At 70.2% G+C, this 13,116-nt stretch carries 13 protein-coding genes, 1 tRNA gene and 1 pseudogene; 12 read left to right on the plus strand and 3 right to left on the minus strand.

Annotated elements, in window-relative coordinates; genetic code table 11:
* Window positions 1–14 precede the first annotated feature (14 nt).
* Window positions 15–425 carry a MazG nucleotide pyrophosphohydrolase domain-containing protein gene (locus ACZ5J1_RS01715; RefSeq protein WP_464561925.1) on the plus strand — a complete coding sequence of 137 codons (411 nt, stop codon included), beginning with the start codon at window positions 15–17 and terminating at the stop codon, window positions 423–425.
* 11 nt (window positions 426–436) lie between these two features.
* Here the strand turns inward: ACZ5J1_RS01715 and ACZ5J1_RS01720 are convergent, their stop codons facing one another.
* Window positions 437–709, minus strand: coding sequence for a DUF4242 domain-containing protein (locus ACZ5J1_RS01720; protein ID WP_464561927.1), 273 nt, complete (start codon window positions 707–709; stop codon window positions 437–439).
* Between the two features lie 85 nt (window positions 710–794).
* The gene (locus tag ACZ5J1_RS01725) at window positions 795–1,385 is read right to left on the minus strand and encodes a malonic semialdehyde reductase (RefSeq protein ID WP_464561928.1); all 591 of its coding nucleotides are present in this window, start codon (window positions 1,383–1,385) and stop codon (window positions 795–797) included.
* Window positions 1,386–1,475: 90 nt separating this feature from the next.
* Here ACZ5J1_RS01725 and eno point away from each other — a divergent pair, with 90 nt between their 5' ends.
* From eno to ACZ5J1_RS01760, 7 genes are all read left to right on the plus strand, one after another.
* A complete protein-coding gene (gene eno, locus ACZ5J1_RS01730) occupies window positions 1,476–2,753 on the plus strand; it encodes a phosphopyruvate hydratase (protein ID WP_464561930.1) in 1,278 nt (425 codons plus the stop codon).
* Between the two features lie 48 nt (window positions 2,754–2,801).
* Entirely contained in the window at window positions 2,802–3,374 is a 573-nt protein-coding gene (locus ACZ5J1_RS01735) for an FtsB family cell division protein (protein WP_464561931.1), read from the plus strand.
* A gap of 17 nt (window positions 3,375–3,391) precedes the next feature.
* Window positions 3,392–3,928 (plus strand): DUF501 domain-containing protein, encoded by a 537-nt coding sequence (locus tag ACZ5J1_RS01740; protein ID WP_464564679.1) that lies wholly within the window; start codon window positions 3,392–3,394, stop codon window positions 3,926–3,928.
* Entirely contained in the window at window positions 3,925–4,869 is a 945-nt protein-coding gene (locus tag ACZ5J1_RS01745) for a Ppx/GppA phosphatase family protein (protein WP_464561933.1), read from the plus strand. The genes ACZ5J1_RS01740 and ACZ5J1_RS01745 overlap by 4 nt, the downstream gene beginning before the upstream one ends.
* 12 nt (window positions 4,870–4,881) lie before the next feature.
* A tRNA-Leu gene (locus ACZ5J1_RS01750) sits at window positions 4,882–4,957 on the plus strand.
* Window positions 4,958–5,104: 147 nt separating this feature from the next.
* Window positions 5,105–5,467, plus strand: a complete 363-nt coding sequence (locus ACZ5J1_RS01755) for a hypothetical protein (protein WP_464561934.1) — start codon at window positions 5,105–5,107, stop codon at window positions 5,465–5,467.
* 117 nt (window positions 5,468–5,584) lie between these two features.
* Window positions 5,585–6,382 (plus strand): Bax inhibitor-1/YccA family protein, encoded by a 798-nt coding sequence (locus tag ACZ5J1_RS01760; RefSeq protein WP_464561935.1) that lies wholly within the window; start codon window positions 5,585–5,587, stop codon window positions 6,380–6,382.
* Between the two features lie 51 nt (window positions 6,383–6,433).
* On the opposite strand, the gene ACZ5J1_RS01765 is transcribed toward ACZ5J1_RS01760, so the two are convergent.
* Window positions 6,434–7,234, minus strand: a complete 801-nt coding sequence (locus ACZ5J1_RS01765; protein ID WP_464561937.1) for an SGNH/GDSL hydrolase family protein — start codon at window positions 7,232–7,234, stop codon at window positions 6,434–6,436.
* A gap of 95 nt (window positions 7,235–7,329) precedes the next feature.
* Between ACZ5J1_RS01765 and ACZ5J1_RS01770 the strand changes: the two genes are divergently transcribed.
* The 4 genes and pseudogenes from ACZ5J1_RS01770 to cydC all read left to right on the plus strand — a co-directional run bounded on the left by ACZ5J1_RS01770 (window position 7,330) and on the right by cydC (window position 13,111).
* A complete protein-coding gene (locus tag ACZ5J1_RS01770; RefSeq protein WP_464561938.1) occupies window positions 7,330–8,778 on the plus strand; it encodes a cytochrome ubiquinol oxidase subunit I in 1,449 nt (482 codons plus the stop codon).
* A 15-nt stretch (window positions 8,779–8,793) separates the two neighbouring features.
* On the plus strand, window positions 8,794–9,813 hold the full coding sequence (gene cydB, locus ACZ5J1_RS01775) for a cytochrome d ubiquinol oxidase subunit II (RefSeq protein ID WP_464561940.1): 1,020 nt from the start codon (window positions 8,794–8,796) through the stop codon (window positions 9,811–9,813).
* 31 nt (window positions 9,814–9,844) lie between these two features.
* Window positions 9,845–11,356: pseudogene (gene cydD, locus ACZ5J1_RS01780) on the plus strand (thiol reductant ABC exporter subunit CydD); the annotation flags it as partial.
* A gap of 219 nt (window positions 11,357–11,575) precedes the next feature.
* Window positions 11,576–13,111 (plus strand): thiol reductant ABC exporter subunit CydC, encoded by a 1,536-nt coding sequence (gene cydC / locus ACZ5J1_RS01785; RefSeq protein WP_464564681.1) that lies wholly within the window; start codon window positions 11,576–11,578, stop codon window positions 13,109–13,111.
* Window positions 13,112–13,116 lie beyond the last annotated feature (5 nt).

Genomic DNA, 13,116 nt, shown 5'->3' on the forward strand with positions numbered 1-13,116 from the left:
CACGGACGGCACCGATGAGCGAGCCCGCCTCGGGTGAGGGCCTGGTCGAGTTCCTCGACCTGATGCGCACCATGCGGGAGCGCTGCGCCTGGAAGGGTTCCCAGACGCACCAGTCCCTGGCGCCGTACCTCGCTGAGGAGTCGGCCGAGGTGCTCGAGGCGATCACCGAGGGCACCGAGACCGGCAGCTGGGACCACCTCGCCGAGGAGCTGGGCGACCTGCTGCTCCAGATCTACTTCCACGCCGCGATCGCCGAGGAGGCCGGCGCCTTCACGATGGACGACGTCATCGGTGGGCTGGCGAGCAAGATGAGGCGCCGCAACCCGCACGTGTTCGACCCGGCGGTCGCTGCCGCCGGGCCGTACACGCTGGAGCAGATCGAGGAGCTCTGGCAGGCCGCCAAGCGCGCCGAGCGCCAGCGTTGATCTCGCAGGGGTCAGTGGAAGAAGTACGGGTCCAGGACCGAGACCTCGGTGATCCGGTCGACGGGCAGTCCGGTCGTCTGCGCGGCAGCGCGGATGGCGTCCTCGGAGGGGCCGTCGTAGATGCAGAAGGTCTTGGTCTTGTCGGGCGACACGTAGGAGTGGACCCAGGTGACGTCGTGGCCGAGGTTCCCCGAGACGACGGCTGCGCAGGTGGCGGCGCCTTCGTCGTTCGCGGGGACCTGAAGGCCGTCAGGAAAAGTTCGTTCGACCATGTATCGAGCCATGCTCTGAGCCTCCGCCCGGCACCGGTCGGGCGCAAGACGAAGGCCGCCCCCCAAAGTTGGGGAGCGGCCGTGCGTGGGCTCGGGCTCAGACGTACTGAGTGGCGGTGTCCTCGGGGACGCGGGGGAGCCGGTCGAAGTACGGGTTCTCGCCGGGGTGGCCGATGTTGACCACGACCAGCGACTTCCAGCCGCTCTCGCCGAAGAACTCGGCGTCGATGCCGGCGGCGTCGACACCCGTCATCGGACCGGCCCACAGGCCGGCGGCGCGGGTGGCGTAGATGAAGCCGCCGATCTGGATGCCGGCCGACAGCTTGCCCGCCGGCTCCGCGATCTCGGGAGCGTTGGCGAAGGTGTCGCGCAGCCCGGCGGCGTGCGGGAAGACGTGGGGGATCTGCTCGTAGTACTCCGGGTCCCACGCCAGGATCGCGGTGACGGGGGCGGAGGCGACCTTGGGCTTGTTGCCGTCGCTGACGTGCGCGAGCAGGCGCTCCTTGGCCTCCGGGGTGCGGACGAACAGGACGCGCAGCGGCTGGGTGTTGGCCGCGGTCGGGGTGAAGCGGGCGTACTCCCAGACCTGGGCGAGCTCCGCGTCGGTGACCGGCTCGTCGGAGAAGAGCGAGACCGTGCGACGGTCGGTGAAGATCTCGGCGGCGGACGTCAGCGTGGCAGAAGTCATGTAGGTGTAACGACAATAGGTGTCCGCGTTGTTTCGTGACCCCCGTCTCACCCTCCGTGGCCCGGGAGGCGGCACGTTAGGCTGCAGGTCGTGACTGCGATTGAAGCTATCGGCGCCCGCGAAATCCTCGACTCCCGTGGCAACCCCACGGTGGAGGTCGAGGTCCTCCTCGAAGACGGCACGTTCGCGCGTGCCATGGTCCCCTCCGGTGCCTCCACCGGCGCGTTCGAGGCGGTCGAGCTGCGCGACGGCGACGCCCGGTACGGCGGCAAGGGAGTGCAGCAGGCCGTGGAGGCCGTGCTCGGCACCATCGCCCCGGCGATCATCGGCCTCGACGCCGACGACCAGCGCCTGATCGACCAGACCATGCTCGACCTCGACGGGACCCCCAACAAGGCCAACGTCGGCGCCAACGCGATCCTCGGCGTCTCCCTGGCCGTCGCCCGCGCCGCGGCCGACTCCTCGGGCCTGCCGCTCTTCCGGTACGTCGGCGGCCCGAACGCCCACGTCCTGCCCGTCCCGATGATGAACATCCTCAACGGTGGCGCCCACGCCGACTCCAACGTCGACGTCCAGGAGTTCATGATCGCCCCGATCGGTGCCCCGACCTTCCGTGAGGCCCTGCGCTACGGCGCCGAGGTTTACCACGCGCTCAAGTCCGTGCTGAAGGAGAAGGGTCTGTCCACCGGCCTGGGTGACGAGGGTGGCTTCGCGCCCAACCTCGAGTCCAACCGTGCCGCGCTCGACCTGATCGCCGAGGCCGTCGCCAAGGCCGGCTACACCCTGGGCACCGACATCGCCCTGGCGATGGACGTCGCCGCGTCCGAGTTCTACGAGGACGGCTCCTACGTCTTCGAGGGCGTGAAGAAGACCAGCGCCGAGATGTCGGCCTACTACGCCGACCTCGTCGCCAACTACCCGATCGTCTCCATCGAGGACCCCCTCAACGAGGAGGACTGGGACGGCTGGAAGATCCTCACCGACGAGATCGGTGGCAAGACCCAGCTGGTCGGCGACGACCTGTTCGTCACCAACGTCGAGCGGCTCCAGCGCGGCATCCAGGGCGGCCAGGCCAACTCGATGCTGGTCAAGGTCAACCAGATCGGCTCGCTCACCGAGACCCTCGACGCCGTCGAGCTCGCGCACCGCGCCGGCTACACCAACATGATGTCCCACCGCTCCGGCGAGACCGAGGACACCACGATCGCCGACCTCGCCGTCGCGACCAACTGTGGCCAGATCAAGACCGGTGCCCCGGCCCGCTCGGACCGCGTCGCCAAGTACAACCAGCTCCTCCGGATCGAGGACGAGCTCGGCGACGCCGCACGGTACGCCGGCGCCTCCGCGTTCCCGCGTTTCAACGGCTGACGCGTTTCGCTGCCACCCGTCGGTCCTCCCGTGGGGGAGGATTGACGGGTGGCAGAGCAGCGTTCCCCTCGCAGTGGCCCGCCAGGGCGCACCGGCCCGGGGCGGATCGGGAGCGCGCGCCGGGCTGCGGAGGCCCGAGCCGCGGCAGCCGCCGCTGCCGCTCGGCTCAAGCGGGTCGACCCGCGGTCCAACCCGCGCCTGACCGGACGCGCGATCGTGCTCGTCCTGGTCTGCGCCGTCCTGGTGCTCTCCTTCGCCTCCTCGCTCCAGGCCTACATCCAGCAGCGCAACAGCATCGACGAGATGAAGGAGGAGATCGCGGCCAAGCAGGCCTCGATCAACGACCTCGAGTCGGAGAAGGCGCGCTGGAAGGACAAGGCGTACGTCGAGCAGCAGGCGCGGCAGCGGTTCGGCTTCGTGATGCCGGGGGAGACGTCGTACGTCGTCCTGGACGAGAATGGCCACCGGATCCAGCCAGCTGGCGAGCTGAGTGATCCGGACAGCGTGGGCGAGGACGCTCCCCAGCCGTGGTGGGCACAGGTGTGGGACTCGGTCGATCTGGCCGGTGACCCGCCGGCGGAGCCGACCCAGCCCGCGCAAAAACTGTCCGACGCTGAATGACATGAGTGAATGAGACTGTGACCGGCTCCATCGACCAGCGAGACATCGACGCCATCGAGGCCCAGCTGGGCCGCATCCCCCGCGGGATCCATGACATCGGGCACCGCTGCCCCTGCTCGCTCCCCGACGTCGTCACCACCGAACCGCGGCTGCCCGACGGCACCCCGTTCCCGACGACCTACTACCTGACCTGCCCCAAGGCGACCTCCCGGATCTCCACGCTGGAGTCCAACGGCGTGATGAAGGAGATGGAGGCGCGCCTCGCCGAGGACGCCGACCTCGCCGCCGCCTACCAGCGCGCGCACGAGTCCTACCTGGCCGCTCGCGACGCGATCGGCGCCTCCGCCGAGCTCGACGTCCCCGAGATCGCGGGGATCTCCGCCGGCGGGATGCCGACCCGGGTGAAGTGCCTGCACGTCCTGGCCGGCCAGTCCCTGGCGCAGGGTCGCGGCGCGAACCCGCTGGGCGACGAGGTGCTCGACGCCCTGGGTGAGTGGTGGTCCTCCGGCTCGTGCGTCGACCTGGACAGCCTCGACCACGAGGTGGAGGAGTGAGGGTCGCCGCGATCGACTGCGGCACCAACACCATCAAGCTCCTGATCGGCGACCTGACCCCTGGTGAGTCCGACCAGTCCGGCGGGTCCGGCCACCAGCTCGACGTGCTGCTCAAGGAAGCCCGGATGGTGCGCCTCGGGCAGGGCCTCGACGAGTCCGGCGTGATCGGGGAGGCGGCCCTCGAGCGGGCCTTCGCCGCGATCGACGAGTACGCCGCCGTGATCCGTGACCACGACGTCGAGCGTCTCCGCTTCGTGGCCACGTCGGCTACCCGCGACGCCGCCAACGCCGAGATCTTCACCGCCGGCGTGCACGCCCGGCTCGGCGTCGACCCCGAGGTCGTCGCCGGTGCCGAGGAGGCGGCGCTCGCCTTCGACGGTGCCGTCCGCAACCTGCGCGAGACCCCCGACCTGCCGGTGCTGGTGCTCGACATCGGCGGAGGCTCGACCGAGCTGATCCGGGGCTCGCTGCTCGACGCACCGCCCAACGCGGTGCACTCGATGCAGATCGGGTCGGTCCGGCTGCACGAGCGGCACCTGCGCTCGGACCCGCCGACCATGGACCAGGTCGCCGCCTGCGTGCGCGACATCGACACCCACCTCGACCAGTGCCCCGTCGACCCCTCGCGGGCCGCGACCGTGGTCGGGGTCGCCGGCACGATCACCACGCTCGCCGCCGGCGTGCTCGGCCTGAAGGCCTACGACCGCGCGGCGATCGACCAGGCGGTGATCGCGGTCGAGGACGTGCACACCCTCGTCGACCGGCTGCTGGGCATGACAGTCTCGGAGCGGCTCACCCTCGGGTGGATGCACCCCGGCCGTGCCGACGTGATCGCGGCCGGCGGGCTGATCCTGAGCCGTGTGCTGCGCCGGGTGAAGGTGGAGACGCTGGTCGTCTCCGAGTCGGACATCCTCGACGGCGTCGCCTGGTCGTTAGCCTGAACCTGCTCGCCGGCCCCGGTATCCCAATGGCAGAGGAAGGCGCCTTAAAAGCGCTGCAGTGTGGGTTCGAGTCCCACCCGGGGCACCACCCAGGTCCTCCCCGCGTAGCCCGAACACCGAGTGCAGAATATCTGTTCGACTACTTCTCTCAGGTTCGGCAGTGCCGATAGACGAGGTGCGCCAGCATGGCGCGACACCGACTCGTGGCGGAAGCTGAATAAAGGAGGAGCACCTGATGGTGCTGGGGAGTAGCACGACCTGGACGCTCGGAACGGTTCTGGCTCGACTCGAGGTCGGTGAGGCCGAGGTCGAGATCTACGCCGGGCCGCACCGCCACCGGGGTCTCTTCCAGGGTGCGGGTGACCACATCCTGATGCTCCAGGACCACGGCGACGTCATCGCGCTCCAGCTCAGCTCGCTGACCGGCATCCGGGTCCTCGGCGGCCTCCAAGGGATCAGCGACCGCACCGACGAGGTCGAGGACGTCACCGACGTCGAGGGTGAGTTCGTCCCGCCGTCCCAGCGCGTCGAGGCCGACCCGGACCGCGCCCAGGCCCAGCACGAGTGGGTCCGGGAGAACCTGATCAGCGCCGTCTGAGCAGGTCGGGCTCCCGAGCCCGGGAACTTTGCGCCAGAATGAGGCGTTCAACCTCATGAGACAGGTGGATCGACATCCGGTCGGCCCCCTCATGAACCGGCCTCACAGGAGACCACCATGCAGAGCAACAACCCGGTGTTCAACAACAATGACGGGTTCAACGGCAAGCCGTACGCCGGCTTCGGCGACGCCCAGGTGATCACCGACGCGCCCACGCGTCTCGACACCCGCCGGATGACGATCGACTCCGTCGTCCAGCGCACCGCGTTCACCCTCGGCGTTGTCATCATCACGGCCCTGGCGACCTGGACGCTCACGCCGGACCTGAGCGACCCGACGGCCAACCTCAGCACCCTGTACCTGGCGATGACGGTCGGTTCCCTCGGTGCGTTCGCGCTCTCGATGGTCAACAGCTTCAAGCGGATCATCAGCCCGGCGCTGGTCCTGGCCTTCGCTGCCCTGGAGGGCGTCGCCCTCGGTGGCCTGTCCAAGTTCTTCGACTACCTGTACGGCGACACCGTCGTCACCGGTGCCGTGATCGGCACCTTCGCGGCGTTCGCCGGCACCCTGGCGGCCTACAAGGTGCTCGACATCAAGGTCGGCCAGAAGTTCCGCACGATCGTCATCGCGTGCGTCTTCGGCATGCTCGGCCTGTCCCTGATGGAGCTCGTGCTCAGCCTCTTCGGCGCCGAGCTCGGTCTCTTCGGTGTCAGCCAGCTCGGCATGCTCACCGCGGTCGCCGGCCTCGTGCTCGGTGTCTTCATGCTGATCATGGACTTCGACATGGTCGAGCAGGGCATCCGCGCCGGTCTCCCGGAGAGCGAGTCGTGGCGTGCCGCCTTCGGCATGACCGTCAGCCTGGTCTGGATCTACACCAACCTGCTGCGGATCCTCGCGTTCTTCAGCGACAACTGAGTTCTCCTCAACAGCCCCTGGCGACTTCGGTCGTCGGGGGCTGTTGTGCGTTCAGCTGCTGAGCTGGCGCGGACCGGCGACGGCGGCGATCGCGTCCGAGAGCACCATCGAGACGCGGCGGTAGCCCTCGGCCGAGGGGTGGAAGCCGTCGGGGCCGAAGAGGCTCTTCGGGTCGGCGTAGAACTCGGGGCCGAGCAGCGAGCCCAGCGACACCGTGCGGGCGCCGGTGCCGACCACGGCGGCCGCCTGCCGGGCGGCGAGGCGGCGCGACAGGATCCGGCCGACGTCGCGCAGCGGCGGCAGGATCGGCTTGATCGTGCCGAGGTCGGGACACGTGCCGACGATGACCTCGATCCCGGCGCGACGCAGGGCGAGGACCGCATCGCGCATGTAGCGCTCGGCTCGGGGGTGCGGCACCAGGTGGGTGACGTCGTTGGCGCCGACGAGGATCACCGCGATGTCGGCGCCGTCATCGATCGTCAGTGCCGCCTGGGTGGCCAGGTCGAACGAGCGCGCTCCCACGACGGCGTACGACGTCACGTGCACCTCGCGACCGATCGCCTCCGAGGTGCGCGCGGCCATCACGGCCGGCGGGGTCTCCTCGGGTTCGTGCACGCCGTAGCCGGCGGCGGCGGAGTCGCCGATGATCGCGAGTCGCAACGGGGGACCGCCGCGATGGGAGCCGTAGCTCCCGTTGGCGTCGGGGACAGGATGGATCGCGCGCCCGACGCGGTCGCGGGCCAGCCGGGCCTCGGCGACCAGGAGGGCGAGCAGCCCGCCCCCGGCAAGCACGACACCGCCTCCGCCCTTACCGGCGGAGGCGACCTTCCAAGCGATGCGCAGCGTCCCCATCTCGGGGACAAGGTTAACGGCAGCCGGATCGCCCTCAACTGCACGGCTCCGGCCCTTGTGAACGCCTTCACAAACAGCGGAGTATGTTGTTCGACGTGGACAGCATCCTCGACATCGCTCGATGGCAGTTCGGAATCATCACCGTCTACCACTTCCTGTTCGTTCCGCTCACGATCGGCCTGACCGCGCTCGTCGCGGTGATGGAGACGATGTGGCTGCGGAGCAAAGATCCGCAGGCCAAGCAGGACTGGCTGCGGCTCACGAAGTTCTTCGCCAAACTCATGCTGATCAACTTCGCCATCGGTGTCGTGACCGGCATCGTGCAGGAGTTCCAGTTCGGGATGAACTGGTCCGACTACTCACGCTTCGTGGGGGACATCTTCGGGGCGCCGTTGGCGGTCGAGGCGCTGCTCGCGTTCTTCCTCGAGTCGACCTTCCTCGGGCTGTGGATCTTCGGCTGGGACAAGCTCCCGCGCGGCCTGCACGTGAGCTGCATGTGGATCGTGCACCTCGGCACGCTGGCCTCGTCCTGGTTCATCCTGGCGGCGAACTCGTGGATGCAGCACCCGGTGGGCTACATCTACAACGAGGTCACCGACCGGGCCGAGCTGACCGACTTCTGGGCGGTGATGTTCAACAAGGTCCAGCTGGCCACGTTCCCCCACGTCATCCTCGCCTCCTACCTGACGGCCGGCATGTTCATCGTCGGCATCTGCGGCTGGCTCTACTGGCGCCGCGAGAAGGACCGGAACCTCTACCGTCGGGGCCTGCGCTTCGGTGCCGTGGTCGCGGTGATCGGCTTCCTCGGGGTCGCGATCAGCGGTGACGTCCAGGGGAAGGTGATGACCGAGGTCCAGCCGATGAAGATGGCCGCGGCCGAGGCGCTCTACGAGACCTCGGACTCGTGCGCCCCGTTCTCGATCCTCACCATCGGCACCCGCGACGGCAGCAGCTCGAAGTGGGCGCTCGAGGTGCCCTGCATGCTGTCCTTCCTCGCCACGGGCACGTTCGACGGCAAGGTCGAGGGGATCAACGACCTCGAGGCGCAGTACCAGGAGAAGTTCGGCGGTGATCCGGACAGTCGCACCTACGCGGAGAAGTACTCACCGATCATCCCGGTCACCTACTGGAGCTTCCGCTGGATGATGGGCCTCGGCGCGGTCTCGGTCGCCGGCGGCGTACTGCTGCTCTGGCTGACCCGCAAGGGACGGGTGCCGACCGCGCGGTGGATCGGGCCGGTCGCGATCTCGCTGCCGGTGATGGCCGTGCTGGGCAACTCCGTCGGCTGGATCTTCACCGAGATGGGGCGTCAGCCGTGGGCCGTGTTCGGCCTGATGACGACCAGGACCGCGGTCTCGCCGGGGGTGTCTCCGACCGAGGCGTGGATCTCGCTGCTCAGCCTGACCCTCCTGTACGCCGTCCTCGCCGTCGTCGAGGTCGGCCTGCTGGTCAAGGTGGTCAAGGCAGGTGCTCCAGAGTTCGAGGAGCCACCCTCGCCGAAGCTCGGTGAGAAGTCCGACGGCCCCATGACATTCGCGTACTGAGGAAGGACTCAAGACATGTTCGGCATGGAGCTCCACACCGTCTGGTTCATCCTGATCGCGTTCCTCTGGGTCGCGTACTTCACCCTCGAAGGGTTCGACATGGGGGTCGGCATCCTGATGCCGATCCTCGGGCGCAACGACCGCGAACGGCGCCAGATCATCAACACCATCGGCCCGGTCTGGGACGGCAACGAGGTCTGGCTGCTCACCGCCGGCGGCGCCACGTTCGCGGCCTTCCCCGAGTGGTACGCCACGCTCTTCTCCGGCTTCTACCTGCCGCTGCTGCTGATCGTGCTCGCGCTGATCGTGCGCGGTGTCGCGTTCGAGTACCGCCACCAGCGGCCCGGCGCCACCTGGAAGGGCTGGTGGGACCGGGCGATCTTCTGGGGCTCGCTGGTGCCGGCGTTCCTGTGGGGGGTGGCGTTCGCCAACATCGTCCGCGGTGTGCCGATCGACGAGAACAAGGAGTTCACGGGCAACCTGTTCACCCTGCTCAACCCGATCGGGCTGCTCGGCGGCTTCGTCACGCTGACCCTCTTCGTCACCCACGGCGCGATCTACCTGGCGCTCAAGACCGACGGGTCCATCCGGGTGATGGCCCGCGAGGTCGGGCTGCGGCTGGCCGTGGTCACCGCCGTGCTGGCGATCGTCTTCATGGCCTGGGTGCAGCTCGACACCGGCAACGTCGGATCGGCGGTCCTGTTCGTGCTGGCGGCCTTCGAGCTGGTCACGGCGTGGCTCGCGCTCAAGGGCGGCCGCGAAGGCTGGGCCTTCACCGGCACGTTCCTGTGCATCGCGTTCGCGGTAACCGGGCTGTTCGTCGCGCTCTTCCCCGACGTGATGCCCTCGACCACCAACGAGCTCTACTCGCTCACCGTCGACAACGCCTCGGCCACCGAGTACACGCTCAAGGTCATGACGGTCACGGCGCTGATCTTCGCCCCGATCGTGGTGGCCTACCAGGCCTGGTCCTACTGGGTGTTCCGGCACCGGGTCCTGCTCGAGCACATCCCCGAGCTCGAGCACGAGCACTGAGCACTGATCGCACGATGAGGGTTCAGGGCTGATGCCGGGTCCGTTCGACCCCGCGGTGCGCCGCGCCCTGGCGCCCGCGCGCCGCGAGGTCGGGACCGTCGTCGTCGCCGGCGTGATCGGGTCCTGCCTGCTGATCGCGCAGGCGTTCGTGATCGCGCGGCTGATCATCGTCGCGATCGGATCCGGGGACGGGCCGGTGTGGCCCTGGGCCCTGGCCACGGTCGCGCTGCTGGCCGCTCGCGCCGGAGTCACCGCCGTCTCCGACCTGGCCGCAGCCCGCGCGGCGGGACGGGTCGGAGCCGCCGTACGACGTCGGGTGATGGGCCACCTGCTCACGGCTGATCCGGGGCGCAGCGGTGCTGCCGCGGCCGTGGCGACGCGGGGTGCGACGGCGGTCGAGCCGTACCTGACCCGGTACGTGCCGACGCTGGTGCTGGCCGGGGTGCTGCCGCCCCTGGTGCTGCTCGCGATCGCGGTCACCGATCCCGCGTCCGCGCTCGTGGTGGTGGTGACGCTGCCGCTGATCCCGGTCTTCGGGATCCTGATCGGCCTGGCCACCCGCGACGAGGCGACGTCGCAGTGGCGGGCGATGGCCGACCTGGCCGGGCACTTCCTCGACGTGATGCGCGGGCTGCCGACGCTGGTGGCGTTCAACCGCGCCGAGGCGCAGTCGTCGGTGATCGCGGCCGTCACCGAGCGATACCGCGAGCGGCTGATGCGCACCCTGCGGATCGCGTTCGTCTCGTCGGCGGCACTGGAGCTGATCGCCACACTGTCGGTCGCCGTGGTCGCGGTGACCGTCGGGCTGCGGCTGGCCGGCGGATCGATCCCGCTTTCGGTCGCCCTGCCCGTGCTGCTGCTGGCTCCCGAGGCGTACTGGCCGCTGCGCAAGGTCGGGGTCGAGTTCCATGCCGCGGCCGAAGGGGTGGCGGTCTTCGAGGAGCTGGCCGAGCTCGAGGCCGATGTCCCGGCGGGGACGGAGGCGGTCGCTCCGGAGTTGGGCTCGGGCGCGATCCCGGTGGTCGACCTCCAGCACGTCGGACTGACCTGGCCCGGTCGCACCGTGCCCGCCCTGGGGCCGACCTCGCTGCATCTCGAGGGCCCCGGCCTGGCCGCGCTCGTCGGCCCCTCCGGCGCTGGGAAGTCCACCCTGCTCGCGATCCTGGCCGGCGAGGTCACCCCGACCACCGGCAGCCTGACGGTGATCGAGCGGGAACGGATCGCGTGGCTGCCCCAGCGCCCGGTCTTCCTGGCCGCCAGCGTCGCCACCAACCTGCGGCTGGCAGCTCCCTCCGCGTCGGACGCCGACCTCGGCGCCGTACTCGCTCGAGTGGGCCTGGCCGAGCGGCTGCCCGACCTCGACCTCATCGTCGATGAGGACGGCCTCGCCCTCTCGGCGGGCGAACGCGCTCGACTGGCCTTGGCCCGGGTGCTGCTGGCCCGCCGCCCGCTGGTCCTGCTCGACGAGCCCACCGCCCACCTCGACGCCGCCACCGAGCAGCTGATCGCCGACGTCGTCACCGACCTGGCCCGCACCGCCCGCGTGGTCGTCGTCGCCCACCGCCCCACCCTCCTCGCCCGCGCCGACGTGGTCGTGGAGGTGGTCCCGCCGCTCGCCGAGTCCCGGGTTCTGGGGCACCGAGTCCCGGGTTATGGGGCACCGAGTTCCACCACTACCCGGGTTTCGACCCACCAGAACCCGGGACTCGAGCCACCAGAACCCGGGATTCGGCGATGGGCGTGGGTGCTCGACGGGCTCGCCGTGGCCAGCGGGGTCGCGCTGACCGCGACCGCGGGGTGGCTGATCGTGCGGGCGGCGGCCGAGCCCGAGTTCCTCACGTTGCTGGTCGCGATCGTGGCGGTGCGCACCTTCGGGATCGCGCGGCCGGTGCTGCGCTACGCCGAGCGGCTCGTCTCCCACGACGAGGCGCTGCGGCTGCTGGGGCGCTCCCGCGTCCAGGTGTACGACGCCCTCGTGCCGTTGGTGCCGGGCCGACTGGGTCGCGCGCGCGGTGACGTCCTGGCCGCCGTCGTCGATGACGTCGACGTCGCCCTCGACCGGGTGCTGCGGGTCCGGACGCCGGTGCGCGGCTACGCGCTGATGGCCGTCCTCGTCACCGGCGTGATCGCTTACCTGGACCTGCCGACCGGTCTCGTGGTCGGCGTCCTCACCGCTGCTGGGGCGCTGGTGTTCGGCCTCGCCCGGCGCGGAGCGACCCGCACCGAGTCCGCCGCGGTCACGGTGCGGGCGAGGATCAGCGTCGAGGTCACCGAGGCGGTGCAGACGGCGGCCGAGCGCCGACGCTGGCAGAGTGCCGACGACGTCCTCGACCGGCTCGACGCCCTGGGTGAGGAGGCCACCGTCGCCGCTCGGGCCAGCGCCCGTGCCTCGACCGGTGCGCGCACCCTCGCGCTCCTCCTGGCCGGCCTCGCCATCGCGACGATCGCGCTGACCGCCGATGCCCCCGACGCGGTGCTGGCGCTGCTGATCCTCACCCCGCTCGCGCTGGCCGACCCGATCGGCTCGCTCGCCGACGCCGGCGTGGCCGCGGCCCGGGTCGCCGCGGCCCAGTCCCGGCTCGACGCGCTCCTGGATGCGACCCCGGCGGTCACCCAGGTCGATCACCCGACCCCGATCACCAGTCCTCATCTGACGATCGACCATCCCGCCGTCGACCGCGGCGGACGGATGCTGCTCGGCGACGTCGTCGCCCAGCTGCCGCCCGGCGGGATCCTCGCCGTCCGCGGCGCCAACGGCACCGGCAAGTCCACGCTGGCCGCGCTGCTGCTGCGGTTCCTCGACCCCGACCACGGCTCGGTCCGGCTCGGGGCGACCGACCTGCAGGACGCGGCCGTGGTCGACGTACGCACGACCGTCGGCCTGGTCGACGACGACCCGCACGTCTTCGCCAGCACGGTCGCGGAGAACATCCGGTTCGCGCGGCCGGGGGCGAGCGACTCCGAGATCGAGCGGGCCCTGGCCGACGCCCAGCTCGCGGACTGGGTCGCGGACCTGCCCGACGGCCTCGACACCCGGCTCGGTGACGGCTACGCCGAGGTCAGCGGGGGAGAGCGGGCGCGGCTCGGGATCGCGCGCAGCCTGCTGGCCGAGCACGAGGTTCTGGTCCTCGATGAACCAACGGCTCACCTCGACACCGCAACGGCCGATCGACTCCGCGACGAGGTTTGTGGACCGGGTCGACCAGCGACGCGCAGCGTGGTCTGGATCGCCCACGACACCTACCCCGACGCCGATGTCACGATCGAGCTCGCGCCGCCAGCGGGAGCCACTGCCTGAGAGGG

The organism is Nocardioides sp. JCM 18999 (genome assembly GCF_055391175.1).

Bases quoted from the DNA above. Each gene is read 5' to 3' on its own strand.
- ACZ5J1_RS01715 (WP_464561925.1), top strand. From the start codon at position 15: ATGAGCGAGCCCGCCTCGGGTGAGGGCCTGGTCGAGTTCCTCGACCTG.
- ACZ5J1_RS01720 (WP_464561927.1), bottom strand. From the start codon at position 709: ATGGCTCGATACATGGTCGAACGAACTTTTCCTGACGGCCTTCAGGTC.
- ACZ5J1_RS01725 (WP_464561928.1), bottom strand. From the start codon at position 1,385: ATGACTTCTGCCACGCTGACGTCCGCCGCCGAGATCTTCACCGACCGT.
- ACZ5J1_RS01755 (WP_464561934.1), top strand. From the start codon at position 5,105: ATGGTGCTGGGGAGTAGCACGACCTGGACGCTCGGAACGGTTCTGGCT.
- ACZ5J1_RS01760 (WP_464561935.1), top strand. From the start codon at position 5,585: ATGCAGAGCAACAACCCGGTGTTCAACAACAATGACGGGTTCAACGGC.
- ACZ5J1_RS01765 (WP_464561937.1), bottom strand. From the start codon at position 7,234: ATGGGGACGCTGCGCATCGCTTGGAAGGTCGCCTCCGCCGGTAAGGGC.
- cydB (WP_464561940.1), top strand. From the start codon at position 8,794: ATGTTCGGCATGGAGCTCCACACCGTCTGGTTCATCCTGATCGCGTTC.